Genomic DNA, 25,290 nt, shown 5'->3' with positions numbered 1-25,290 from the left:
GCGTCCGTCATGATGATGATGCGGTGGTAACGCAGTTTGTCGGGATCGAACTCCTGCTTGCCGATACCGCAACCCAGAGCGGTAATGAGCGTGCCCACTTCGGCGCTGGAGAGCATTTTATCGAACCGGGCCTTCTCAACGTTCAGGATCTTACCCTTCAGGGGCAGGATCGCCTGGGTCTTGCGTGCCCTGCCCTGCTTGGCAGAACCACCGGCGGAGTCACCCTCCACCAGGTAGACTTCAGATAATGCCGGGTCTTTCTCCTGACAGTCCGCCAGCTTGCCGGGGAGGCCGGCAATGTCCAGAGCGCCTTTGCGACGGGTCATTTCCCGGGCCTTACGGGCCGCCTCACGGGCGCGGGCGGCATCGATCATCTTGCTCACGACCGCCTTGGCTTCGTTCGGGTTTTCCAGCAGATACTCACCGAAGATCTGGTTCATTTCCTGCTCAACGGCGGTCTTCACCTCGGAAGATACCAGCTTGTCTTTGGTCTGGGAGGAGAATTTCGGGTCCGGGACCTTCACGGAAATGATCGCGGTCAGGCCTTCCCGGGCATCGTCACCGGTAGTGGATACCTTGGCTTTGGCGGACAGGCCTTCCCGTTCAATATAGGCGTTCAGGGTACGGGTCAGTGCCGCGCGGAAGCCCGCCAGGTGGGTGCCGCCATCGCGCTGGGGAATGTTGTTGGTGTAGCAGAACAGGTTTTCCTGGAAGGAGTCGTTCCACTGGAGGGCAATTTCCACCCCAATGCCGTCTTCCCGCTCAGCGGAGACAATGTGGACGGTCTTGTTGATCGGGGTTTTGTTGGCGTTCAGGTGCTCAACGAAGGCTCTCAGACCGCCTTCATACTGGTAAACCTCTTCCTTCCCGGAGCGCTCATCCTTCAGAACAATTCGAACACCGGAGTTCAGGAACGACAGTTCCCGCAGGCGCTTGGCCAGCAGCTCATACTCAAACTTGATATTGGTAAAGGTTTCCGCCGACGGTTTGAAGTGCAGTTCGGTGCCCGAACTATCGGTTTCACCCACGATGGCCAGGGGCGACTGAGGAACGCCGTGCTTATACACCTGCTCATGGACCTTACCGCCACGGCGGATGGTCAGCTTCAGCTCTTCGGACAGGGCGTTAACCACCGAAACCCCCACGCCGTGCAGGCCGCCAGACACTTTATAGGTGTTGTCATCGAACTTACCGCCCGCATGGAGGACGGTCATGATGACCTCGGCCGCCGATACACCCTCTTCGTGCATTTCGGTGGGAATACCGCGTCCGTTATCGGAGACAGAGACAGTCTCATCCGGGTGGATGACAACGCGAATTTCCGAACAGTGACCGGCCAGGGCCTCGTCAATGGAGTTATCCACGATCTCAAACACCATATGGTGCAGGCCGGAACCATCGTCCGTGTCGCCGATGTACATACCGGGCCGTTTGCGGACCGCGTCCAGGCCCTTCAGGACCTTAATACTGGACGAGTCGTAATTTTTCTCTTCTGACATAAACTAGCTCCGATTTCACTGCTGTTCGGTATTCACGTCCGCGGTGACAGTACCCTGTTCCACGTGGAACACTCTGGTTATAGCGTCTGGCCGGTCTTGCCAATCCGCCAGAAGCGACGGCTTATCAACACCGGTAATAAATACTTGAGTCTCAAGCTTATCGAGCCAATCCACCAACGTAGCCCGGTGATCCCCGTCGAGCTCTGCCGGCAGATCATCGACGAGGTAAATACACCGACCGCCGGTTTCCTGGGCGTAGACATAGCCCTGTGCGATTTTGAGCGCACAGACCACCAGCTTCTGCTGACCTCGAGACAGAATATCCCCGGCTGGTTGCCCTTCGACATTGATTCGAAGATCAGCCCGATGACTGCCGGATTGGGTATACCCCATTTGGCGGTCCCGTTCGAAGTTATCCGCAAGCACTTCCTGGTAGGAGCGGTTTTTATCCCACCCTCTCTGATAGGACAGGCTGACGCCGGGGATGCGAATAAACTCTTCAAGCAACCTGAGAAAAACCGGCCGGAATCGCTCAATGGTTTTCTCACGGCACTCGTGGATCTGTTGAGTAAGATTGGACAGCTCACGGTCCCAAACGCTCAACTCACTGGTTTCTATTCTATCACGTCGCAACAGGCTATTGCGTTGTTTCAGACAGCGCTGTGCGGCCTTCCAGGCGGGAAAGAACGAAGGTTCCACGTGAAACACCAGCCAATCCATAAACTGCCGGCGGACCTTGGGACTTCCCTCCAAAAGCAGAAAGGTATGGGCGTCGATGACCTGCAGGGGAAGCATCGCGGCCAATTCCGCCAGAGAGCCCACCGCCCGGCCATTTACCTTGAAGTTGACCTCTCCGGTCAGAGCGCGTTGCAAGCCCACCGGGATTCGGCTTCCCTGGTGCTGAATCTCGGCAAACACCGTGAATTGCTCTCTGCCCCACTGAATCAGCGGCTTGTGCTTGTGACTTCTGAACGAGCGGCCGAGGGCCAAGGTATGAACCGCCTCCAGTACGCTGGTTTTACCGGAGCCGTTTTGACCGTAAATGAGGTTGGTGCGTGGAGAGGGAGTCAGGCTCACACTCTCCAGATTTCGCAAAGATTGGATACTCAGGCGGGATACAGACATAAAGGGCGCCGAGACGCCTCTATCAGAGGCGCATCGGCATTACGACGTAAAGCGAATCTCCATCCTCGGGCTCCTCAAGCAGCGCACTGCTGTTGGCATCGGACAGGGTCATCTTGATGTGATCCGCGGAAATGACATTGGCCACATCCTGCAGGTAGCTCACGTTGAACCCCATCTCCAGGGAGTCGCCGCTGTAATCCACCGCCACCTGCTCTTCCGCTTCTTCCTGCTCGGGGTTATTGGCCACAATCGTCATGACCCCATCGTCGAGCAACAAGCGTACACCGCGGTACTTCTCATTGGAGAGAATGGCGGTGCGACCAAAGGCCTGCTTGAGCTCGGAACGGGGACCGAACACCACCTTGTCGCCACCGCGAGGCAGCACGCGCTCGTAATCGGGAAACTTGCCGTCCACCAGCTTGGAGGTAAAGGTGTAATCGCCGGTCGCCACCCGGATATGGTTGGCGCTCAAGGTAACATCCACGGTATCGTCGATATCATCCACCAGACGGGAGAGCTCCAACACACCCTTACGGGGCAGAATCGCCTGAATGGTGTCCTCGACGCTCACGGGCACCGGGCGGGTGCACATCGCCATGCGGTGACCATCGGTGGCCACGGCCCGCAACTGACCCTCTTTGACCTCCCACAGCATGCCATTCAGATAATAGCGGACATCCTGTTGTGCCATGGCAAACGCGGTGCGCTCGATCAACCGCTTGATCTCCCGCTGGGGGCAGGCAAACTGCAGATCGCTGGGGCCGTCTTCCACATTGGGGAAGTCACTGGCCGGGAGCGTTGATAGGGTAAACCGACTGCGGCCGCTCTTTACCACCATCCGCTGCTCATCCTGTGCGAACTCGATGCTGGCACCTTCCGGCAAAGAGCGGCAGATATCGACCAATTTGCGCGCGGGAACCGTTACTTCGCCGGCATCGGCCGGAGCCTCCAGCGGCACCCGGGCGACGATTTCCACTTCCAGGTCGGTGCCGGTCAGAGACAACTGTTCACCATCAATCACCATCAACACATTGGACAACACCGGCAGCGTTTGGCGGCGTTCTACCACCCCTCCGACCAGCTGCAGGGGCTTCAACAAAGCTTCGCGGGACACGACAAATTTCATTGGGTCTCTTCCTGTTATTCCTGTTAGGTGTTTTCCTGAATCAGGGATTCACGGTGAACAATCAAGTCGTCAGGGAGCGCAGCAGATTCTTCATATCCTCCCGGATATCCGCATCCTCTTCCTGCATCTGTTTTATTTTGCGACAGGCGTGCAAAACGGTGGTGTGGTCCCGCCCCCCAAACGCCTCGCCAATTTCCGGCAGGCTATGGTTGGTCAGCTCCTTCGCCAGGGCCATGGCCACCTGGCGCGGGCGAGCCACAGAGCGGCTGCGTCGCTTGGACAGCAGATCGTTCAGCTTGATCTTGTAGTACTCACCCACCACCCGTTGGATATTATCTATGCCCACCTGCTTATCCTGCAAGGCGAGCAGATCCTTCAGCGCTTCGCGCACCAGATCCACATCAATAGGCCGCCCGGTGAACTGAGCGTTCGCCACTACCCGCTTCAAAGCGCCTTCCAGCTCACGCACATTGGAGCGAATGCGCTGGGCAATAAAAAACGCCGCTTCGTGGGGTAAATCGATGTGGCTCTGATCGGCCTTCTTCATCAGAATCGCCACCCGGGTTTCCAGCTCCGGAGGCTCCACTGCCACCGTCAGCCCCCAGCCGAACCGACTTTTCAGCCGCTCTTCCAGGCCATTGATTTCCTTCGGATAGCGATCGCAGGTCAAAATGATCTGCTGGCCACCTTCAAGCAGCGAGTTGAAGGTATGAAAGAACTCCTCCTGAGACCGTTCTTTGCCGGCAAAAAACTGGATATCGTCAATCAACAGTGCATCGACAGAACGATAATAGCGCTTGAAGTCATTGATGGCATTGAGCTGCAGCGCCTTGACCATATCGGCCACAAACCGCTCCGAGTGCAGGTAAATCACCTTGGCATTGGGATTCTTGTCGACCAACGCATTACCCACTGCCTGCATCAAGTGGGTCTTACCCAGGCCGACACCACCATATATAAAGAGGGGGTTATAGGAACCGCCGGGGTTCTCGGCCACCTGTCGTGCTGCGGCCAACCCCAATTGGTTCGACTTACCTTCGACAAAGCTGGTGAAGTTGAACGTCCGGTTGAGGTTGTTGTTGTGCTTGAGCGCCCCTTCCACCTCAACCGTATTATTGACCGATGGTTGAGGGGCGGGCTCGGCCACCGGTGGGGCCTCGGGCCTCTGCCCCGCCGGCGCTTCACTGGGTGCGGATCCGCCCATTCGACCAAAACCCGACGGTTCCGCTCCCAGGGATTCACCAAAAGAGGCTCCGGTACCGGGTTGTCCCTGCGGGTACACCGGCCTGGTCGAGGATTGATTGACCGGGCGTCGCGTCCCGACGCCCCCGGGGCGGGAACCGATACCCACCTCAACACTGAGGGGTTGGTCGGATTGAAAATCCTCAACCAGCTCGCGAATTCGGTGCAGAAACTTCTCGTTGACCCAGTCGCACACGAACCGGTTGGGCGCCAACAGCCTGAGTTGCCCGGATTCCGCATCGGCATCTATCTGCAGCGGCCGTATCCAGGTATTGAACTGCTGGGGAGGCAGCTCGTCCTGTAGACTCGACGCGCAAAGTTTCCAAACAGATTCCGGCAAAACCGCTTCCCCCCGGTGCATTATTATCCAAAAAAACGGATGCTAGTGTACTCTCTATAAAAGTAGTTATCCACAGTCCGGGAATCTTTTTTTCCGCATAATTTTTGTTATTACCAGTGTCTTTTCAATAAGTTATCTGAGCAACCGTTCTACCTTTACCCACAGATACAGCCTTAAAAACCGGTCATTTTTTAACCACAAACTGTGGATAACCTGTTATTATCCTATTGACAAGCACCGCATAACCGGGAATAACTGCATACCCTGTTTTATTTAGGCAGAAAAACCGAGAAACCCCCATCAATCCGTTGCCTTTAGCCCCGATTTTCTATAAAATCGCGCCTCTTTTCCCGCCTGGTGCGGGTTTACCAGGAATTCGAACGGCAGGTTACTTCCATGAAAAGAACATTTCAGCCCAGCGTACTGAAGCGTAAGCGCACCCACGGTTTCCGTGCTCGCATGGCCACCAAAAACGGTCGCGCTGTACTGGCTCGTCGTCGTGCCAAAGGTCGCAAGGCTCTGGCCGTATAAGCGTGCCCGCCTTTGCGCTGCACCGTTTATAGTTGTCAGAGTTAAGTGGCTTCCCAGGCTTTTCCCAAAGCACATCGGCTGCTTACCTCTGACGACTTTCAAGCGGTTTTCGCGGACGCCCCGTTTCGCGCCTCCCACAAGCATTTCCTGATATTGGCACGACCCAATAAGCACACCGCTGCTCGCCTCGGGTTGATCATCGCCAAAAAACACATCCGCAACGCCACCGAACGCAATCGGATGAAACGTCTTATTCGGGAAACTTTTCGTCGCCAACCACCGAACTTTTCCGGTATTGATGTTATTGTATTGGCGCGAAAGGGCATGGACAGTCTGGATAACCGCACCCTAATCGATCAACTGGACCGACAGTGGTTGCGCATTGCCCGCAAAGCACTGGCGGCTTCCGCCTCCGAATCGACAGGTTGACCCCATGCGTTGGCTGGCACTTCGACTGATTTGGCTCTACCGTTACCTGCTCAGTCCCTGGGTGGGCAATCAGTGCCGTTTCTATCCAAGCTGCTCCCACTACGCTGAAGAGGCGATCGCACGTCACGGATTCCTTCGCGGGGGTTATCTAACCGTTCGCCGACTATTAAAATGCCACCCTTGGCATCCAGGGGGCGAGGATCCTGTTCCGGCCCACCCCAATCACTCACACCCTACTGATGGCAGTAAATAAAGATGGATTGGCAAAAAACCCTGTTAATCACGGCCATGTGCGCCGTCGTGTTCACTCTGGTTATCCGCTACAACGACTTTCAGGAAAACCTCGCGGAAACCTCCAGCCAGACGCGCTCGGAGCAGACCGCTTCCAATGACAACGACAGCGGCATTCCGGACGCAACCGATACCGCCAGCGAGCTGCCTTCAGCCCCGGGGGATTCGGCCGACGATGCCGAGGTACCAAGTCAATCGAACACCGCCCGCCAACCCATTCGTGTCGAGACCGACACCCTGATCGTCAACATCGATCCGCGCGGCGGTGACCTGGTGTATTCGGCCCTGCGTCAGCATTACGCTGAACTGAACCAGCCGGACAACCCTTATGTGCTGCTCAACAACACCGCGGCCCAGACCTATGTGGCCCAGAGCGGCTTGGTCGGGCGCAACGCCACCGATACCCAGGACGGCGAACGCCCGGTCTTTCAGTCCAGCCAGCAACAGTACCAACTGGCCGAGGGCGACGATCAACTTCAGGTGGATCTGACCTATCAACAGGGTGATGTGACCATCACCAAACGCTATACCTTCGAGCGCGGTGAATACCTGGTCAAACTCGATTACCTGATCGACAACCAGAGCGCCGAACCCTGGCAGGCCAATCTGTACGGCCAGATCAAACGCGATAACTCGTCCGCCGGCGCCGGTCCAGGTGGACTCTTTGCCATCAACCCCTACCTGGGCGCCGCCATCACCACGGACGATGAAAAGTACAAGAAACTGGACTTTGAGGATCTGAGCGAACAGACCTTCAAAACCCAGAAAGAAGGTGGCTGGGTAGCCATGGTGCAACACTATTTTGTCAGCGCCTGGGTACCGGATGCCGGCCAGACCCACAACTACCATCTCCGTCAGTTGGGTAATCGCAACATGTACCTGCTCGGCTTTACCAGCCCGAGCACGGAAGTCGCACCTGGCAGTCAGGGACAGATCTCTGCCGAGTTCTACACTGGCCCCAAAGACACTCAAAAACTGGAGCAGATTTCCCCCTACCTGGACCTGACCGTCGACTACGGTTGGCTCTGGTGGATCGCCAAGCCACTGTTCACGGTTTTGGACTGGTTGCACGGTTTCCTGAACAACTGGGGTTTAGCAATTATTGCTTTGACAATTATTATTAAAGCAGCATTCTTCAAGCTAAGCGCCACCAGCTATAGGTCCATGGCGAAGATGCGCAAGCTCAGTCCAAAAATGGCCGAGCTGAAAGAGCGTTATGGGGATGACCGCCAAAAAATGTCCCAGGAGCTAATGAAGCTCTATAAAAAGGAAAAAGTGAACCCGCTGGGGGGTTGTCTGCCCATTCTGATTCAGATGCCGGTGTTCCTGGCGCTGTACTGGGTATTGATGGAAAGTGTCGAGCTGCGCCACGCGCCCTTCTTCCTGTGGATTCAGGATTTGTCGGTCAAGGACCCCTACTATGTGCTGCCTTTGCTCATGGGCCTGACCATGTTCATTCAGTTCAAGCTGAACCCGACACCGCCGGACCCGACTCAGGCAAAGATCATGCAGCTGATGCCCATTGTGTTCACCTTCCTGTTCCTGTTCTTCCCGGCGGGTCTGGTACTGTACTGGGTAACCAACAACACCCTGTCCATTACCCAGCAGTACATTATTACCCGTCAGATTGAACGCGAGGGGTAAAAAGCAAACTCGTGAGTCTGACGCCCACCGACACCATCGCCGCCATCGCCACCGCCACGGGTCGCGGTGGTGTCGGTATTATCCGCCTGTCGGGCCCCCAAGCCCGGGCGATCGGCGAACAGATCACCGCGCAGCCCCTCAAACCCCGTCACGCACATTACCTTCCGTTTCTGAATACCCAAGGTGAAGCCCTGGATCAGGGCATTGTCCTGTTTTTCCCGGGACCCCACTCCTTTACCGGAGAAGACGTTGTCGAGCTTCAAGGCCACGGCGGCCCGGTTATTCTCGACTGGCTGTTGCGCAGCGCCTGCGAGCGGGGTGCCCGACTGGCCCGTCCCGGGGAGTTTTCCGAGCGCGCCTTCCTCAACGACAAGCTGGACCTCGCCCAGGCCGAGGCCATTGCGGACCTGATTGACGCCTCCAGCGAGCAGGCCGCCCGCAGTGCCCTGCACTCGCTCCAAGGCGCTTTCTCACACAAGGTCAATGAGTTGGTGGAAGCCCTGATCGCCCTGCGCATCTACGTGGAGGCCTCCATTGACTTTCCCGAGGAAGAAATCGACTTTCTCAGCGATGGCAAAGTGGCCGGAGACCTTGCCGACATTCGCCAGCGGCTGGACGCCGTGTTCGCCCAGGCCCGTCAGGGCACGCTATTGCGCGACGGAATGAATGTGGTGATTGCAGGCAAACCCAACGCGGGTAAATCCAGCCTGCTTAATGCCCTGTCGGGGCGCGACAGTGCCATTGTCACCCACATCGAGGGCACTACCCGGGACGTCCTGCGCGAACATATTCACATCGACGGCATGCCCCTGCATATCATCGACACCGCCGGCCTGAGGGACACGCCGGATGAGGTGGAGAAAATTGGGGTGGAGCGGGCCTGGCAGGAAATTCATAGAGCCGACCGGATCCTGCTGCTGGTGGACAGTCAGAGCACTGAGGTCACTGATCCGGCCGCCCTGTGGCCGGAGTTTGTCCAGCAACTACCCGACCCCGGCAAACTGACGTTGATTCGCAATAAAATCGACCTTACCGGCGAGCCGGAAGGCGTGCGTCACGACGATCCGGTCTGTCTGGCCATCAGCGCCGCCAGCGGAGCTGGCATAGAGGCACTGAAGCAGCACCTGAAAAGCGTCATGGGTTTTGAGGATGCGGGTGAAAGCACCTTTACCGCCCGCCGCCGTCACCTGGACGCGCTGGAGAGGGCCCAAACCGCTCTGGACAACGGCTGGGAGCAACTGCAGCTTCACGCCGCCGGCGAACTGCTCGCCGAGGACCTGCGCCAGGCCCAAGAGTGCCTGAGCGAAATCACCGGTCAGTTCACTCCAGACGACCTGCTGGGCCGCATCTTTTCCTCCTTCTGCATCGGGAAGTGAAACGGCCAAAAAGATCGAAAAGCATCCAATAAAATACAAATAAGCCATTGTTTTATAAAGAAATTTATTCTATTTCTTTGCAGGCAGTTTGATCCGTTTTGCCCCCTCTTGCTCCGTTTGTGCTCCGAGTATAAGTTTTCGGAGCACAAAAGGAGCAAAACATGAAAATCACTATCCAGAAACGCGAACCAGATAAGAACGGCCACCGTGCCTTGCGACTGGTCTACTATCACGGTTCTAAGACGGGTCAGGACGGTTCTCGGGCGCAGAAGCGCTCATATGACCCCTGAACCTGTTCCTCTACGACAAACCCCGCCTTCCGGCGGAGCGTGAGCACAACAAGACCGTGAATCAGAAGGCTGAGGCCATCCGGGCAAAACGGCTGTTGGAAATCGAGTCCTGGAGAGGTTCCGGCACTACCTTCAGCATGAAGCCACCACCAAATCCGGAACCAAACTGGCCAAGAACACGACCAGCAGTTACTTCAACAAGGTTCGGGCAGCGCTCAACCAGGCTTATCGGGACGGCATTGTCCGCGACAACCCGGTTCAACAGGTCAAGTCCATCAAGCTGGAGAACACGAAACGGACTTACCTGACCCTGGAAGAGGTCCGGGCTCTAACCAAAGCCGAATGTCGGTATGACGTTCTGCGGCGGGCTTTCCTGTTTTCCTGCACTACTGGCCTTCGCTGGTCAGATATCCACAAGCTGGTCTGGGGTGAGATAGAGGAATTCGCCGATGGCCACTACCGCATCATTTTCCGGCAGAAGAAGCTGGTAAATGCCGGAAACTCACTTCAATACCTGGATCTACCAGATTCAGCGGTGAGATTGTTGAATCTGGACAATCGCGGAAAGCCAGGTGATAGGGTATTCAAGGATTTATAACACAGTCATCTCGTAGAGTATTTATGCCGCATTGCGGTACTCAAATGGCGTCATGTCATTGAGTGAATCGTGCGGTCGCTGGATGTTGGCTCTTGACTTTTGGCATGTTAGACCTAATCTTTTGCTAAGTCTTGCAAGAATTTCCTCGAGCGAGGCCGCGTGACGCGCGGAACTTGTGGGGGGTGTTATGGCAGCGCGCCAGTAAGCGATCTTCACACTCGACGAGTTGGCTGCCTGCTTGAAAGTCGGCAAGCGGACGCTTTACCGGCTCGCCGCGCACGGGGAGATTCCGACCTTCAAGGTCGGCGGGACGTGGCGGTTTCGTCAAACTGAAATCGATCGATGGATCAATGATCAGATCCAGGCAGGCAGAAAGAAGGAGGTGATACGCACAGATAAGCAGCCAAAGTCAGCGGAACATCCCGTGTTGCCTGGGCGCGCTGTCCGTCGCCGCGAGCAAACGGATTGAGTGAGTCTTCAATTGATTTCTGGAGGTGTGACATGGATATTGATTTCAAGAAATTGGCTCCCTGGAACTGGTTCAAAAAGGAGCAGGAAGAACAACAGAGCGCTGCCTCGCTGCCCGTGCAGCGCAATGACCTGCCGGTGGCAGGCGGTCCCGTCAGTCCCATCCTGCAATTGCATCGCGAGATCGACCGCCTCTTTGACGATGCGTTTCGAGGCTTCGGTTTTCCGGCGCAGGCCATGCCTCGATGGCCGTCGGACTTGCCGGGCATGCTGAAGCCGGTAGTTGACATCCAGGAAACCGACAAGCAGTACAAGATTTCTTTGGAGGTTCCCGGCGTCGAGGAAAAAGACATTCAGATCACGCTCGACAACGACGTGCTGATGGTACGGGGCGAGAAACGCCAGGAGCAGGAAAAGAAGGAGGGTGGCTTCCATCGCGTCGAACGCTCCTACGGCAGTTTCCAGCGTGTCCTGAACCTGCCTGACAACGCCAACCAGGAATCGATCAAGGCCGCCTTCAAGAACGGCGTGCTCACGATCACGATGGACAAGAGCGAGGCCAGTGCGCCTAAGCAGGGCCGCTCGATCCCGATCAACGGCTGACGCCGATCGGCTCGTTCTCCACAGAAAAACCAAGTGAATGGCGAGGCGCCGTAACCTACGGCGTCTCGTCAAATCAGTCCTCTCAAGGAGCATCAGCATGGCCAGAAAACAATGCCAAGTCTGCGGCCAGCCCGCCACGATGCGAATGGAAGCCAATCTCAATGGTCGCCACAGCACCATGCTGTTGTGTGACGATCACTATCGCCAATTGGTGCGCCAGCAAAAGCGCACCGTCTCGCCGCTGGAGGCTCTGTTTGGCTCGCGCAGCGGCCTGTTCGAAGACTTTCTCGGCAGCGACCTCTTCCGCATCGGTGGCGATTCGCCGTCGGGTGCGGCCGATACCGACGAGGTGGTCGGTGCCTCGTTCGGCGAACCCGCCCCGGCTGCTACGGGTACAACGCGCCGGCGCGGCAGTGGGCTCGCCAGCCGCATCAGCGAACAGTCCGAGGCTTTGTTGCAGGAGGCCGCTAAACATGCCGCCGAATTTGGCCGCCCCGAAGTCGATACCGAACACCTGCTGTTGGCGCTCGCCGACAGCGACGTGGTGAAGACCATCCTGGGGCAATTCAAGATCAAGGTCGATGACCTCAAGCGGCAAATCGAATCCGAAGCCAAGCGTGGCGAGCAGCCGTTCGAGGGCGAAATCGGCGTGTCGCCCCGCGTCAAGGACGCGCTCAGCCGCGCTTTCGTGGCCTCCAACGAACTCAGCCACTCCTATGTCGGCCCGGAGCATTTCCTGATCGGGCTGGCCGAGGAAGGCGAAGGCTTGGCCGCCAACCTGCTGCGCCGTTACGGCCTCACACCGCAGGCGCTGCGTCAACAGGTGAGCAAGGTGGTCGGTAAGGGGGCCGAGGACGGTCGCGCTGAGGCGCCGACCAACACACCTGAGCTCGACAAGTACTCGCGTGACCTCACCAAAATGGCGCGTGACGGCAAGCTCGATCCGGTCATCGGCCGTGCGCAGGAGATCGAGACCACCATCGAGGTGCTGGCCCGGCGCAAGAAAAACAACCCGGTGTTGATCGGTGAGCCCGGCGTCGGCAAGACCGCCATTGTCGAAGGACTGGCGCAGCGGATGGTCGCCGGCGAAGTGCCCGAGACGCTGCGCGACAAGCGTCTGGTCGAACTCAACATTAACGCCATGGTGGCAGGCGCCAAGTACCGCGGCGAGTTCGAGGAGCGCGTGCAGAAGGTACTCAAGGAAGTGACCGAGCACCAGGGCGAGCTGATTCTCTTCATCGACGAGGTGCACGCCATCGTCGGTGCCGGCCAGGGGGGCGGCGAAGGCGGGCTGGACGTGGCCAACGTGTTCAAGCCGATGATGGCGCGCGGCGAACTGAACCTGATCGGCGCCACTACGCTCAACGAATATCAGAAGTACATCGAGAAGGACGCCGCGCTGGAGCGTCGCTTCCAGCCGGTGATGGCGCCCGAGCCGACGGTAGCGCAGACCATGATGATCCTGCGCGGCCTGCGCGACACCTTCGAGGCGCACCACAAGGTCAGCATCACCGAGGATGCGATCATCGCCGCCGCCGAGTTGTCGGACCGCTACATCACCGCGCGCTTTTTGCCTGACAAGGCCATCGACCTGCTCGACCAGGCGGCCGCACGCGTGAAGCTGTCGGCCACGGCCCGCCCGGTGACGGTGCAAGAGCTGGAGTCCGAACTGCACCAGCTGCGGCGTGAGCAGGACTATATGGCCTCGCGCAAGCAGTACGACAAGGCCGCCGAGCTGGGTAAGCGCATCGAGGCCAAGGAGGCTGAACTCAAGCAGCTCGTCGAGGAATGGGAACGCGAGCGCGCCTCGGGTAGCGCCGAAGTCAAGGCCGAGCATGTCGCGCAGATCGTCTCGCGCCTGACCGGCATTCCGGTCAACGAGCTGACGGTGGAAGAACGCGAGAAGCTGCTGCATCTGGAGCAGCGGCTGCACGAGCGCCTGGTGGGCCAGGACGAAGCGGTGCGCGCGGTGGCCGATGCCGTGCGGTTGTCGCGGGCGGGCCTGCGCGAAGGCAGCAAGCCGGTGGCGACTTTCCTGTTCCTCGGACCGACCGGCGTGGGCAAGACCGAGCTCGCCAAGGCGCTGGCCGAGTCGATCTATGGCGATGAAGGTGCGCTGCTGCGCATCGACATGTCCGAGTACGGGGAACGCCATGCCGTGGCACGCCTGGTGGGCGCGCCTCCGGGTTATGTGGGCTATGACGAGGGCGGCCAGCTCACCGAGAAAGTGCGGCGCAAACCCTACAGCGTGTTGTTGCTGGACGAGATCGAAAAAGCGCACCACGACGTCTACAACATCCTGCTGCAGGTATTCGACGATGGGCGGCTCACCGACGGCAAGGGCCGGGTGGTGGATTTCACCAATACCATCATCATCGCCACCTCGAACTTGGGCTCGGACATCATCCAGCGTCGGCTGAAGGCTGGTGGCGCCGGCGGCGAGGAATACGAGAAGACCAAGTCCGAGGTGATGGACGTGCTGCGCGGACACTTCCGCCCCGAGTTCATCAACCGCATCGACGAGATCATCGTCTTCCATGCGCTGGGCAAGGAGGAGATCCGCCATATCGTCGGCCTGCAGCTCGATCGCGTGGCGCGCAACGCCGCCAGCCAGGGCGTGACGTTGACCTTCGACCAGACCTTGATCGACCACTTCGCGGAGGAAGGCTACAAACCCGAGTTCGGCGCGCGCGAGCTCAAGCGGCTGATCCGCAGCGAGCTGGAAACCGCGCTGGCACGCGAGATGCTCGGTGGTGGCATCGGCAAAGGTGATCACGCCAGCGCCCGCTGGGATGACAAGGCCGAACGGGTGGTCTTCGAGCGCCAGGAGCCACCCGCGCAGCCGGCCGAGCCTGAAAAGCCCGATGCCGCGAACGTGGCCGAGGCACCGCCTGGCGACGCGAGCAAGCCTGCGCGCAAGAAGAAGCCGGCGGGCGGCGAATCTTGAGCGATGGGAGGCTGTCGTGTCCGACCCCAGCGGGCTGACATGGGCAGCCACCCTCGTGTCGCTGGCGGTCGCTATCCCCACAGCGGGGCACGCGGTCATCTACAAGCGTGACCCTCGATCGGCCACGCTGTGGGTACTGCTGATCGCCTTGTTGCCGCTGGGCGGTTCGCTGCTGTATGGGCTATTCGGCATCAACCGTTACCAGCGGCGGGCGCGGCGGCTCTTCCCGGGGGCAGATCCTGCTGTTCGACAGGACCTCTCGCCCACGATACCCGACGCTGTATCGCCGCCACTTGCCGGTCTGGCCCACCTGGTGGGACGCGCCACCGGCCAGTCGCTGACCGGCGGCAACCGTATTGAGCCGCTTGTCGATGGCGAGCAGGCCTACCCGGCCATGCTCGCTGCCATCGAATCGGCGCGGCACAGCGTCGCGCTGGCTTCGTACATCTTCGACGGCCAAGGCATCGGGGCGCAGTTCGTCGATGCGCTGCGCCGGGCTCATGAGCGCGGCGTGCAAGTGCGGGTGCTGATCGACGATGTCTATGCCCGCTGGACGCCCGGCAGCGCCTACCGTGCCTTGCAGCGCGCCGGCGTTCCGGTGGCGACGTTCAACCCGACATTGATTCCCGCGCGCCTGCATGCCGCGCATCTGCGCAATCACCGCAAGCTGCTGGTGATCGATGGCGAGACGGGTTTCACCGGCGGCATGAATATCTCCAGCCCGTATTGGCGGCCCGATGCACCGGGCCAGGCCTGTCACGATTTGCACTTTCGTCTGCGCGGGCTGGTGGTAGAGCATCTGATGCGGAACTTCACTGATGATTGGTGCGATACCACGGGCGAGCGGCTCAGCAAGGGTTTCTGGGGCGAACCGCCCGCAACGGCTGATGAGCAAGGAACCTCTTGGGCGCGCGGCATAGAGGCCGGTCCCGATGAGGCCCTGGACAGGATGCGCTGGACCTTCATGGGCGCTTTGAGCGCGGCGAAGCATTCGGTGCGCATCTGGACACCTTACTTCGTCCCCGATCAGCCGATGATCGCGGCGCTAAGCACGGCCGCGTTGCGCGGCGTGCGTATCGACGTGCTAACGCCCGCAAACGGCGACCATCCCACGGTGCAATGGGCCGCGCGCGCCCACTACTGGCAGGTGCTGGAGCATGGTGTGCGCATCTTCGAACGGCCTGGCCCGTTCGACCACAGCAAGCTGATGGTGGTAGACGCAGCGTGGTGCTGCCTGGGTTCGGCCAATTGGGATGCGCGCAGTTTGCGCCTCAACTTCGAGTTCAATGTGGAGGTGTACGACACCGCGTTGTCTACGCGGCTGTCATCCCTTTTTGATGCCGCTCGTGATGCCTCGGGCGAGATATCGGCGAAGGCGTTGCGCGCCCACCCGCTGGCCATCCGCTTGCGCGACGGGGTGGCCCGTCTGTTCACCCCTATTCTCTAGCGACACGACTTGCGAGGTACCCTGCCCATGGAAAAGAAAGATCAATGGAACATTGGCTACTGGATCGTCGCGGGTCTGTTGCTGCTGATGCTGCAGAACCAATGGCAGGCGGCCAAGACCGTCGAGCCCGTGCCCTACAGCGAATTCGAGAAGGCGCTGGCCGAGGGGCGCGTCGCCGAAGTGCTGGTGTCGGACCGCACGGTGACCGGGCGCCTGAAATCGCCGGACAGCCGGGGCAAGACCACCATCGTGGCCACCCGTGTCGAACCCGACCTGGCCGAGCGGCTGTCCAAGTACGAGGTGCCCTATACGCGGGTGGTGGAAAGCACCTGGCTGCGTGATGTGCTCTCCTGGATTCTGCCGGCGGTGGCCTTCTTCGGCGTCTGGTTCTTCCTGTTCCGCCGCTTCGCCGCGAAGCAGGGCATGGGTGGCTTCCTGAGCATCGGCAAGAGCCGTGCCAAGGTATTCATGGAGAAGAACACTGGCGTGACCTTTGCCGATGTCGCTGGCGTCGATGAAGCCAAGGCGGAGTTGGTTGAGATCGGCGATTTCCTCAAGAATCCGCAGGAGTATGGACGGCTCGGAGCGCGCATCCCCAAGGGCGTGTTGCTGGTGGGCCCGCCCGGCACGGGCAAGACCCTGCTGGCCAAGGCCGTGGCGGGTGAGGCCGGGGTGCCGTTCTTCTCCATCTCAGGCTCGGAGTTCGTCGAGATGTTCGTCGGCGTGGGTGCGGCGCGCGTGCGCGACCTGTTCGAACAGGCGCGTGCGCAGGCGCCGGCGATCATCTTCATTGATGAGCTGGATGCTTTGGGTCGCGCACGCGGTGCCGGAGGCCCCATCGGCGGACACGACGAGCGTGAGCAGACGCTGAACCAGTTGCTCACCGAAATGGATGGCTTCGACAGCTCGGTCGGGCTGATCATCCTTGCAGCCACCAACCGGCCCGAAATCCTCGATCAGGCCTTGCTTCGCGCCGGTCGCTTCGACCGGCAGGTGCTGGTGGACCGTCCCGACAAGACAGGTCGCCTGGATATCCTGAAGGTCCATGTCAAGAAGATCACCCTGGCCCAAGGTGTAGGTCTGGAACAGGTGGCGGCGCTGACCACCGGCTTTTCCGGCGCTGATCTGGCCAATCTCGTGAACGAAGCAGCGCTGAACGCGACGCGGCGCAAGGCGCAAGCTGTGGAACTGCAAGACTTCACCGCCGCCATCGAGCGCATCGTGGCCGGCCTGGAAAGGAAGAACCGTGTGCTCAATCCGAAGGAGCGGGAAACCGTGGCCTATCACGAGATGGGACATGCGCTGGTGGCGCTGGCGCTGCCCGGCACCGATCCGGTACACAAGATTTCAATCGTGCCGCGTGGCATCGGTGCACTCGGCTACACCCTGCAGCGGCCCACCGAAGACCGATTTCTGATAACACGTGCTGACCTGGAGCACAAGATCGCCGTGCTCCTGGGAGGGCGCGCGGCTGAGAAGCTCGTGTTTGGCGAGCTGTCCACAGGGGCTTCAGACGATCTCGCGCGGGCCACCGACATCGCCCGCGACATGATTACGCGCTTCGGCATGGATGAGGGCTTGGGGTACGTTGCTTTTGAGGCACAGAGGCCGCGTTTTCTTGATGCGCCTGAACTGGTACAGGGTGGCTGCCGGGTAGCCGAATCGACTCAGACACGCATCGACCAAGCCATCCGTGACATCGTGATGGGTGTGTTTGAACGTGCATACCGAATTCTCGAAATTAACCGAGAAGTGCTGGAGCGGTGCGCGCGCGAACTGCTCGCACGGGAAACGCTGGATGAATACAGCATCCGGGAACTGACGCAAGGGCTACATCTCGAATCCCCAGGCCCAACTGCCGGAGCCATGACTTCCTCTGTGTCCCAAGGACCCACCTCATGAGTGACGGCGTTCATATCGTCTGCCCACACTGCCAATCCATCAATCGCGTGCCAGCCAACAAGTTGGCAGAGAAGCCCAATTGCGGGCGGTGCCAGCACCCGCTGTTCACCGGAGAAACCATCGAGCTGACCACAGCGACGGTAGAGGACATCACCGATCTCAAGAGGGTCGAGCAGGCGCTGAACGCTATGCGCCTACAGCGAGAAGAGTTGGCCAGCCACGTTCCCGGTATGCTTTACCAATACCGTCTTCGTCCGGACGGCAGCTCGCACTTCCCTTATGCCAGCGCGAGGATACAGGAAATATACGGGGTTGCACCGGAGGATGTTGTTGAAGATGCCACTCCTGTGTTCGCGGCGCTCCATCCTGAAGACCGCGACCGTGTGCATGAAACCATACAGGCGTCGGGGCAGTCACTCGCGCTTTGGCATGACGAGTACCGGGTGCAGTTTCCAGACGGTCGGGTGATCTGGGTCGAAGGCGAGGCGTCGCCTGAAGCCATGCCTGATGGGAGCATCCTCTGGCACGGCTATATCCATGATGTCACCTCACGCAGAAGATCCGCGGAAGAGCTTCGCCTTGCGGCAACAGTTTTTGAGCACGCAGGAGAGGGCATCCTCGTTACGGACGCTCAAGGCCACATTGTCAACGTCAATCGGGCGTTTACCGTGATCACTGGTTATGCGCGGGAGGAAGTAGTGGGCCAGACACCTCGTCTGCTCGAGTCCGATCGCTATGACGATGAGTTCTATCAGACCGTTTGGCAGGCTCTGCGTGAGCACGACTACTGGCACGGAGAGCTCTGGTGCCGACGCAAGAACGGCAGTCAGTTTGCCGCGCTGCTGACGATCAGTGCAGTCCCGGATATGCGGGGCCATATCGAGCATTACGCAGCCATGTTTTCCGACATCACAGCGCTGAAGGAGAACCAGCAACAGCTTGAACGCGTTGCTCATTACGACCTGCTCACCGGCTTGCCCAATCGACTATTGCTTGGAGACCGCCTTAAGCAGGCCATTCGTCAGACACGTCGGCGTGGCATGCACCTGGCGGTTGTCTTTATCGATCTGGATGGATTCAAGAAGGTCAACGACCAGCACGGCCACGCAGTCGGCGACAAATTGCTGTCCGTCCTGTCCAGGCGTATGGCGCAGGTGTTGCGCGAAGACGATACCTTGGCCCGTCTTGGTGGTGATGAGTTTGTCGCTGTTCTGCTCGACCTGCCGGATATTTCCGTCAGCGTACCGATTCTCGATCGCCTGATCGAGGTGGCTGCACAGCCCGTACCGATTGGTGACGCACTGTGCGAGGTGAGCGCGAGTATCGGTGTGAGCTACTACCCGCAAGGCGAAGATATCGACGCCGACCAACTGCTGCGGCAGGCAGATCAGGCTATGTATCGTGCCAAGCAAGCTGGCAAGAATCGATATCACGTTTTCGATACGGAGAAGGATCGTACGCTGCGCACCCGTCACGAAGAATTTGACAGCATAGAGAATGCACTTGCCAATGGGCAGTTTCTGCTTTATTTCCAACCTAAGGTCAACATGCGCACCGGTGAGGTGCTGGGCGCCGAGGCCTTGATCCGCTGGCAACATCCGACGCGTGGCTTGTTATCTCCTGCCTCCTTCATACCCATCATTGAGAACCATCCGCTCGGGATTGACGTGGGGGAATGGACCATCGAGGCTGCGTTGACCCAGACCGAAGTTTGGCGCAAGGCCGGCCTTCATGTCCCGATCAGCGTGAATATCGGTGCGCGGCACTTGCTGCAACCGGACTTCATCATGCATCTACGTGGTATGTTGTCACGACATCCCGGCGCCCAGCCGCAAAACCTTGAGCTGGAAATCCTCGAAACCAGCGCCGTGGAGGACTTCGTTCAAGTGTCTCAGTTGATGGCGCAGTGCGAGAGGATGGGGTTGCGTTTTGCCCTCGACGATTTCGGCAGCGGCTATTCATCGCTGGCCTATCTGAAGCGCCTGCCCGCGCACCTGCTCAAGATCGACCAAGGTTTTATACGCGACATGCTCGAGGATCCGGACGATATCGCCATCCTGGATGCGCTACTGGCACTGGCAAGGTCGTTTGGCAGGAACTGCATCGCGGAGGGAGTCGAATCCATTCAGCATGGTGAAATGCTGCTGCGTATGGGATGCGAGTGGGGCCAGGGTTATGCCATCGGGCATCCGATGCCGGCGCATGGATTCGAGCAATGGCTAGACACCTGGCAGGTACCCTTATCCTGGAAGGGATTCAAACCTGACAGTCGCTCCGCGCTGCCCGTGCCGTTCACATACGTCGACCACCGGGTCTGGATTTCCCAGATGATCGACTACCTGTCAGGTAAGACCCAAGTGCCGCCTCAACCCGAAGCACTCCAATACTGGCGGGATCAAAGTGGCCGCCCTACGTTCTTCGGCAAGGATCCTGATGATCAGGTCGATGTCCTGCATCAGAGCATCCAGCAGTTAGCGCACACCCTGAGTGAAATGAAAAAAGCCGGCCGTGTCGAGGCATTGAGGGCTGGCATCGACAAGTTGCAACATTTGCAGGCAGATCTGCTGGGATTGCTGCCGCCGGACCAGAAGCCGGATTGATGCCGTGCATGGGACGAAGGGTTGACGTGCAAGAGGCTGATCCACCCATCGGCGGCGCCACGGGCGCGCAGGGCATTATGCGCTGGGTGGCTTCGCAATTGCCCCGGTGATGCAGGTGTAATCGAGTCGTCTTATCGGACACCCCGTTCCATTAACGTTTCATTGAAAGAGAGAGCACAGCGCTTATGAATAAAGAATCTGACCACAAGGCCCTTGACGAGATGCGCTCCCAGTGGCGGTTGATGACGGTTTACGAGCGCTTCGAGCAGGTCGTTGCCATGACGCTTTCGGGCCTTATCGCGGTGGTAATTGTGATCTCGCTGATTCAGTTGATTCGGCTCGTCTTCACGATGCTCGTCATGGATGCGCTGAATCCACTGGATCATAAGGTTTTCCAGCTGGTGTTCGGTGCCACCATGACGCTGCTGATCGCGATGGAATTCAAGCATTCGATCGTCAAAGTGGCTTTGCGCAAGGAAAGCATCATCCAGGTCAAGACCGTCATTCTGATCGCGATTCTGGCACTGGCCCGCAAGTTCATCATCCTAGAACCCGACGTTGATCCTGCCAAAGTGGCTGTGCTGGCGGGGACGGTACTGGCGTTGGGGCTGACCTATTGGCTCATGCGTGAACGCGACGACCGGAAGACCGAGTGATTGAACCATGGCTCTTTATAGTCTAGTGGTCCATGCGGTTAATTCTGTAACTTTCAGCCGTCACACAAGCGTTGTGGGCAAGGCGCGCGAGCGCAGGACTGGCCGTAGCCAATTCAAGCGAGCGCAGCACAGAAGCTCTGAAAGTTACGGAATTAACCGCATGGACCACTAGATATGTATCTTCGGCGGTGCCATCTTCCCTGCGAAAAATCAAGCGATACTGTTTGTTTACCCGGATTGAACACCAGCCAGCCTCAATGCTCGGATATTACAATTGAAGCAGATACAGGGTTCCCAGTTTCCCACTTATCCCGGTTTGGAATTGGGTGATCAGGAGCCGGCTCTGAAAAAAAATGACAAATATTTGCACTTTTTCGCAGTTTTTTGCACTCAGTAGGTGCTCCAAAATGTATATAAGTTATTGTTTTTAAATGGTGTGTTAGATTCTGCACCGGTAAATAACCCGGTCAGAAAGACGACCCCGGTTCCTGTAGAAACCTCAATTCTTCCTCCGTACTCTCTCTCCCGAGTATTTCATTGCGATGAGGATAACGTCCGAACCGCTCAATGATTTCCCAGTGGCGAATTTCGAACGTGAGGCTGTTCTCCAATCCCGGCTGATCGAACAGCGTCAGCGCCTGCTGATGAATCACCGCCGATTCACTGTGCATATAAGGCATATATAAGAAAGCCCTGGCCTGTGGCTCCAGCGCGTGGTCTGCCCCCTGCCGCACCGCCTCCTGGGCTAACACCAGCGCCAGGGCGTCCTGAGCGAACGCCTCCGGTCGATCCCGGTAGATATTGCGGGAGAACTGATCGAGCACGATGACCTCTGCCAACCGACCTTCTGGCGTGTCTCGCCAAGCCCATAACTCGCCACGCTTGGCCTGCTCCAACAGGTGTCCAAACCGGGCGTCTATCGCCTCATCCAGCGCGGAATCCTTCTTGAACCACTGACTGGGCATCAGCTCTTCGAACCAGAACTGAAATACCGTTCGGGCATTCTGTGGCTTTTTGGGCAGGGACATGGGCTATCCAGGGACTTGGGCAAAGACGGTTCCGACCTATTACGAATCAGTTGCTCTACCGACTGAGCTATTGCTCCGTTCAATTTATTTAATAGCAGCCTTCGACGGTAATCAATCCCAGACGGCCTTTTCGACCACTCCGTAAGTTATTCACACTTGTGGACAATAGTTACCCACAGGTAAAAACGACTTCAAACGGTAAACTTACAACGGTTATCCACACTTACTCACAGGTTTCCCCCATAACCGATTGATTTTCCGTGAGTTCATTCTGTATCTGGGGATAACCCTGTGAACGTCTGGGGGTAAAAGCTGGCGATGAAATTGGGGATAACTCGAGCTTTGCCGGTTTTCTGTATAACTCGGCTTTTCGTCACCAGCTTGCGGTCAGCTTGTCAGCCCCTTACCCGGGCTTTGTCCCGTGGGTTACTATCTCGGTAAGTCATTGTCTGAAAATCGGTTTTCAGACTTATACACAGAATTTTGGCTCACCATTAGTAGTAACAGCATTAAATACTTAACTAACTTATCTATTAACTTATTTACTTAATACTTATTTGTATAACTGATTAATTTGACTTTGTTTAGAAACTGAACAACTTTTGTACAAATCCGATTCAGGCCCTATAATGCTCGCCCTTTTTCACCGGTACGGCCCCGGAGGCCTCCAGTTATGATTTACCCCGAGCGCTTTGACGTTATCGTCATCGGCGGCGGTCACGCCGGCACCGAAGCCTGTCTGGCGGCCGCTCGCATGGGCTGTAAAACCCTCCTGCTCACCCATAACGTCGATACCCTGGGGCAAATGTCCTGCAACCCGGCCATTGGTGGGATCGGCAAAAGCCATCTGGTGAAAGAAATCGACGCCCTCGGTGGCGCCATGGCCATGGCGACCGACCGTGCCGGTATCCAGTTCCGGGTGTTGAACTCACGCAAAGGGCCTGCGGTGCGCGCGACCCGTGCCCAGGCGGATCGGGCGCTGTACAAAAGCGCCATCCGAAACCAGCTCGAAAACCAGCCGAATCTGAGTATTTTTCAGCAGGCGGCGGATGATCTGATCGTCAACGGTGACACCGTCGAGGGCGTCGTCACCCAGATGGGATTGAAATTTCTGGCGCCTACCGTGGTGTTGACGACCGGGACCTTCCTTGGCGGCAAGATTCACATTGGTCTGGAAAACCATGCCGGTGGCCGCGCGGGTGATCCGCCGGCACAGACTCTGGCGGCCCGCTTGCGGGAGCTGCCTCTGCGCGTTGATCGCCTGAAAACCGGCACCCCGCCGCGAATCGATGCCAAAAGTGTGGATTTCAGTGAGCTTCAGGAGCAATGGGGCGACGAGCCCAGACCGGTCATGTCCGCCCGGGGCTCACGGGACTGGCACCCACAGCAGGTGTGCTGCTGGATCACCCATACCAACGAGCGCACCCACGACATCATCCGTGGCGGGCTGGACCGCTCCCCCATGTATTCCGGAGTGATCGAGGGGATTGGCCCGCGCTACTGCCCGTCGATCGAAGACAAAATCCATCGGTTTGCGGACAAATCCTCGCACCAGGTCTTTATCGAGCCCGAGGGTCTGAACACCCGGGAGCTCTACCCCAATGGCATTTCCACCAGTCTGCCGTTCGATGTGCAACTGGAACTGGTGCGTTCGATCAAAGGCTTTGAAAACGCCCACATCACCCGCCCGGGCTATGCGATTGAATACGATTACTTCAATCCCCAGGACCTGAATTACAGCCTGGAAACCAAGGCCATTTCAGGCCTGTACTTTGCCGGGCAGATCAACGGCACCACCGGCTACGAGGAAGCCGGCGCCCAGGGGCTGCTCGCGGGCATCAACGCCGCCCGCCGCGCCCGGGATCTCGACGCCTGGTGCCCACGCCGCGATGAAGCCTACATCGGCGTGCTGGTGGACGACCTGATCACCATGGGCACCCAGGAGCCCTACCGGATGTTCACCAGCCGGGCGGAATATCGTCTGCTGCTGCGCGAAGACAACGCCGACCTGCGCCTGACCGAACAGGCCCGGGCCATGGGCCTGATTGACGACGACCACTGGGCGCAATTCTGCCGCCAGCGCGATGGCATTGCCCTCGAGCAGGAGCGCCTGAAAACCACCTGGGTTCAGGCCGGTTCCGACGCCGCCAAGGCACTGGAAAGCAAAATTGACGCCCCGCTCAACCGGGAATACAGCCTGTTTGAACTGCTCAAGCGCCCGCAGCTGAACTACCCCGACGTGGCGGGCCTGAAAGGCGAACCGGTGGCGGATGAGCGCGTTGCGCTACAGGTAGAAATAGATGCCAAGTATTCGGGCTACATCGATCGCCAACAGGACGAAATCAATCGCCTGCGCGCCCACGAGCAGACCCTGATTCCGACCGAATTCGATTTCGACAAGGTCGAGGGCTTGTCCAACGAAGTGAAGCAGAAACTGAGTGCCGCCCGACCGGAAACCCTGGCTCGGGCCTCGCGCATACCGGGCGTGACCCCGGCGGCGGTGTCGCTGCTGCTGATTCACCTGAAAAAGCGCGGACTGCTGCAGCGGGAGACCTCCCAAGCCTCATGAGCGAACCCCTGAAGGCCCGGCTGACGGCGGGCATTGCCGAGCTGGGCCTGACCATTACCGAACACCAGACGGAGCAACTGCTGACTTACCTGCAGGAGTTCCACAAGTGGAACCGGGCCTACAACCTGTCCGCGGTACGCGACATCGACGCCATGCTCGACCGGCACCTGCTCGACAGCCTGAGCGTACTGGCCCATGTGCAGGCCAGAACCCCCCGGCGGCTGATCGACGTGGGTACCGGAGGCGGCCTGCCCGGCATCCCCCTGGCCATCGCCCTACCCGATTGCCAGATCACCCTGCTCGACAGCAACGGCAAGAAAACCCGTTTTCTCTTCCACATCAAAACCCTGCTCAAACTGAACAACGTCACGGTGGAAAACCGCCGCGTCGAACAGTTCCGGCCCGACCAACCGTTCGACATCGTGATCAGCCGCGCCTTTGCCAGCCTGTCAGACATGGTATCCGGGTGTGAGCACTTACTTTCGTCAGGAGGCCTGTTTATGGCCATGAAAGGGGTGTATCCAGAGGCTGAATTGGCGGAAGTGGAAGGTCGGGTTGAGCTGGTTCAGAGCCACCCGT

20 protein-coding genes and 1 pseudogene are annotated in these 25,290 nt (G+C 58.5%); 15 read left to right on the top strand and 6 right to left on the bottom strand.

All coding sequences use genetic code 11. The features are described 5' to 3' along the window. The 4 genes from B3187_RS05100 to dnaA form a co-directional block, all read right to left on the bottom strand. A partial coding sequence (locus B3187_RS05100) for a DNA gyrase subunit B (protein WP_286804917.1) occupies nucleotides 1-1,499 on the bottom strand: 1,499 nt, incomplete at its 3' end. Between the two features lie 15 nt (nucleotides 1,500-1,514). After that, nucleotides 1,515-2,624: a DNA replication/repair protein RecF gene (recF, locus tag B3187_RS05095; RefSeq protein ID WP_286804911.1), complete on the bottom strand. Its 1,110-nt coding sequence runs from the start codon at nucleotides 2,622-2,624 to the stop codon at nucleotides 1,515-1,517. 22 nt (nucleotides 2,625-2,646) lie between these two features. After that, on the bottom strand, nucleotides 2,647-3,750 hold the full coding sequence (gene dnaN / locus B3187_RS05090) for a DNA polymerase III subunit beta (protein ID WP_024461784.1): 1,104 nt from the start codon (nucleotides 3,748-3,750) through the stop codon (nucleotides 2,647-2,649). 61 nt (nucleotides 3,751-3,811) lie between these two features. Further along, on the bottom strand, nucleotides 3,812-5,353 hold the full coding sequence (gene dnaA, locus B3187_RS05085) for a chromosomal replication initiator protein DnaA (protein WP_286804910.1): 1,542 nt from the start codon (nucleotides 5,351-5,353) through the stop codon (nucleotides 3,812-3,814). 375 nt (nucleotides 5,354-5,728) lie between these two features. Between dnaA and rpmH the strand changes: the two genes are divergently transcribed. The 13 genes and pseudogenes from rpmH to B3187_RS05020 all read left to right on the top strand — a co-directional run bounded on the left by rpmH (nucleotide 5,729) and on the right by B3187_RS05020 (nucleotide 21,114). Next, complete coding sequence (gene rpmH / locus B3187_RS05080; protein WP_024461782.1) at nucleotides 5,729-5,863, top strand: 50S ribosomal protein L34; 135 nt, start codon at nucleotides 5,729-5,731, stop codon at nucleotides 5,861-5,863. Nucleotides 5,864-5,908: 45 nt separating this feature from the next. After that, nucleotides 5,909-6,292 (top strand): ribonuclease P protein component, encoded by a 384-nt coding sequence (gene rnpA, locus B3187_RS05075; RefSeq protein WP_286804908.1) that lies wholly within the window; start codon nucleotides 5,909-5,911, stop codon nucleotides 6,290-6,292. A gap of 4 nt (nucleotides 6,293-6,296) precedes the next feature. Further along, complete coding sequence (gene yidD, locus B3187_RS05070) at nucleotides 6,297-6,545, top strand: membrane protein insertion efficiency factor YidD (protein WP_081666103.1); 249 nt, start codon at nucleotides 6,297-6,299, stop codon at nucleotides 6,543-6,545. A gap of 2 nt (nucleotides 6,546-6,547) precedes the next feature. Continuing rightward, nucleotides 6,548-8,227: a membrane protein insertase YidC gene (gene yidC / locus B3187_RS05065; RefSeq protein ID WP_286804907.1), complete on the top strand. Its 1,680-nt coding sequence runs from the start codon at nucleotides 6,548-6,550 to the stop codon at nucleotides 8,225-8,227. An 11-nt stretch (nucleotides 8,228-8,238) separates the two neighbouring features. Then, nucleotides 8,239-9,603, top strand: a complete 1,365-nt coding sequence (gene mnmE, locus B3187_RS05060) for a tRNA uridine-5-carboxymethylaminomethyl(34) synthesis GTPase MnmE (RefSeq protein WP_414673676.1) — start codon at nucleotides 8,239-8,241, stop codon at nucleotides 9,601-9,603. Between the two features lie 161 nt (nucleotides 9,604-9,764). Beyond that, nucleotides 9,765-10,488 (top strand): annotated as a pseudogene (locus B3187_RS05055) (phage integrase SAM-like domain-containing protein); the annotation flags it as partial. A 211-nt stretch (nucleotides 10,489-10,699) separates the two neighbouring features. Further along, complete coding sequence (locus B3187_RS05050; protein WP_286804913.1) at nucleotides 10,700-10,960, top strand: helix-turn-helix domain-containing protein; 261 nt, start codon at nucleotides 10,700-10,702, stop codon at nucleotides 10,958-10,960. Nucleotides 10,961-10,992: 32 nt separating this feature from the next. Further along, complete coding sequence (locus B3187_RS05045) at nucleotides 10,993-11,562, top strand: Hsp20/alpha crystallin family protein (protein WP_286804906.1); 570 nt, start codon at nucleotides 10,993-10,995, stop codon at nucleotides 11,560-11,562. 97 nt (nucleotides 11,563-11,659) lie between these two features. Continuing rightward, complete coding sequence (gene clpK / locus B3187_RS05040; protein ID WP_286804905.1) at nucleotides 11,660-14,509, top strand: heat shock survival AAA family ATPase ClpK; 2,850 nt, start codon at nucleotides 11,660-11,662, stop codon at nucleotides 14,507-14,509. Nucleotides 14,510-14,525: 16 nt separating this feature from the next. Continuing rightward, nucleotides 14,526-15,956 (top strand): phospholipase D-like domain-containing protein, encoded by a 1,431-nt coding sequence (locus B3187_RS05035; protein WP_286804903.1) that lies wholly within the window; start codon nucleotides 14,526-14,528, stop codon nucleotides 15,954-15,956. A gap of 27 nt (nucleotides 15,957-15,983) precedes the next feature. Further along, nucleotides 15,984-17,858, top strand: coding sequence for an ATP-dependent zinc metalloprotease FtsH (gene ftsH / locus B3187_RS05030; protein ID WP_286804901.1), 1,875 nt, complete (start codon nucleotides 15,984-15,986; stop codon nucleotides 17,856-17,858). Continuing rightward, on the top strand, nucleotides 17,855-20,458 hold the full coding sequence (locus tag B3187_RS05025) for an EAL domain-containing protein (protein WP_286804899.1): 2,604 nt from the start codon (nucleotides 17,855-17,857) through the stop codon (nucleotides 20,456-20,458). Before ftsH ends, B3187_RS05025 begins: the two co-directional genes overlap by 4 nt. Nucleotides 20,459-20,643: 185 nt before the next feature. Next, the gene (locus B3187_RS05020) at nucleotides 20,644-21,114 is read left to right on the top strand and encodes a phosphate-starvation-inducible PsiE family protein (protein ID WP_286804897.1); all 471 of its coding nucleotides are present in this window, start codon (nucleotides 20,644-20,646) and stop codon (nucleotides 21,112-21,114) included. Nucleotides 21,115-21,136: 22 nt separating this feature from the next. On the opposite strand, the gene B3187_RS17535 is transcribed toward B3187_RS05020, so the two are convergent. Together B3187_RS17535 and B3187_RS05015 are read right to left on the bottom strand one after the other, a co-directional pair. Continuing rightward, a complete protein-coding gene (locus B3187_RS17535; protein ID WP_353743489.1) occupies nucleotides 21,137-21,373 on the bottom strand; it encodes a type II toxin-antitoxin system RelE/ParE family toxin in 237 nt (78 codons plus the stop codon). Nucleotides 21,374-21,581: 208 nt separating this feature from the next. Beyond that, a complete protein-coding gene (locus B3187_RS05015) occupies nucleotides 21,582-22,142 on the bottom strand; it encodes a DUF924 family protein (RefSeq protein WP_286804896.1) in 561 nt (186 codons plus the stop codon). 673 nt (nucleotides 22,143-22,815) lie between these two features. Between B3187_RS05015 and mnmG the strand changes: the two genes are divergently transcribed. Then, nucleotides 22,816-24,711, top strand: a complete 1,896-nt coding sequence (mnmG, locus tag B3187_RS05010) for a tRNA uridine-5-carboxymethylaminomethyl(34) synthesis enzyme MnmG (RefSeq protein ID WP_286804895.1) — start codon at nucleotides 22,816-22,818, stop codon at nucleotides 24,709-24,711. Next, on the top strand, nucleotides 24,708-25,290 hold a 583-nt coding region (rsmG, locus tag B3187_RS05005; RefSeq protein WP_286804893.1), incomplete at its 3' end, for a 16S rRNA (guanine(527)-N(7))-methyltransferase RsmG. The genes mnmG and rsmG, both read left to right, overlap by 4 nt.

The organism is Marinimicrobium sp. UBA4209 (assembly GCF_002381585.1).
GTDB classification, from domain to species: Bacteria; Pseudomonadota; Gammaproteobacteria; order Pseudomonadales; family Cellvibrionaceae; genus Marinimicrobium; species Marinimicrobium koreense.
The sequence above is the reverse complement of the archived record's forward strand: the minus strand, read 5'-3'. Positions and strand labels throughout refer to the sequence as shown.

Excerpts from the sequence above, each read along its gene's own strand:
- recF (WP_286804911.1), bottom strand. The coding sequence starts at position 2,624 with ATGTCTGTATCCCGCCTGAGTATCCAATCTTTGCGAAATCTGGAGAGT.
- dnaN (WP_024461784.1), bottom strand. The coding sequence starts at position 3,750 with ATGAAATTTGTCGTGTCCCGCGAAGCTTTGTTGAAGCCCCTGCAGCTG.
- dnaA (WP_286804910.1), bottom strand. The coding sequence starts at position 5,353 with ATGCACCGGGGGGAAGCGGTTTTGCCGGAATCTGTTTGGAAACTTTGC.
- rpmH (WP_024461782.1), top strand. The coding sequence starts at position 5,729 with ATGAAAAGAACATTTCAGCCCAGCGTACTGAAGCGTAAGCGCACCCAC.
- yidD (WP_081666103.1), top strand. The coding sequence starts at position 6,297 with ATGCGTTGGCTGGCACTTCGACTGATTTGGCTCTACCGTTACCTGCTC.
- yidC (WP_286804907.1), top strand. The coding sequence starts at position 6,548 with ATGGATTGGCAAAAAACCCTGTTAATCACGGCCATGTGCGCCGTCGTG.
- B3187_RS05045 (WP_286804906.1), top strand. The coding sequence starts at position 10,993 with ATGGATATTGATTTCAAGAAATTGGCTCCCTGGAACTGGTTCAAAAAG.
- clpK (WP_286804905.1), top strand. The coding sequence starts at position 11,660 with ATGGCCAGAAAACAATGCCAAGTCTGCGGCCAGCCCGCCACGATGCGA.
- ftsH (WP_286804901.1), top strand. The coding sequence starts at position 15,984 with ATGGAAAAGAAAGATCAATGGAACATTGGCTACTGGATCGTCGCGGGT.
- B3187_RS05025 (WP_286804899.1), top strand. The coding sequence starts at position 17,855 with ATGAGTGACGGCGTTCATATCGTCTGCCCACACTGCCAATCCATCAAT.
- B3187_RS05020 (WP_286804897.1), top strand. The coding sequence starts at position 20,644 with ATGAATAAAGAATCTGACCACAAGGCCCTTGACGAGATGCGCTCCCAG.
- B3187_RS05015 (WP_286804896.1), bottom strand. The coding sequence starts at position 22,142 with ATGTCCCTGCCCAAAAAGCCACAGAATGCCCGAACGGTATTTCAGTTC.
- mnmG (WP_286804895.1), top strand. The coding sequence starts at position 22,816 with ATGATTTACCCCGAGCGCTTTGACGTTATCGTCATCGGCGGCGGTCAC.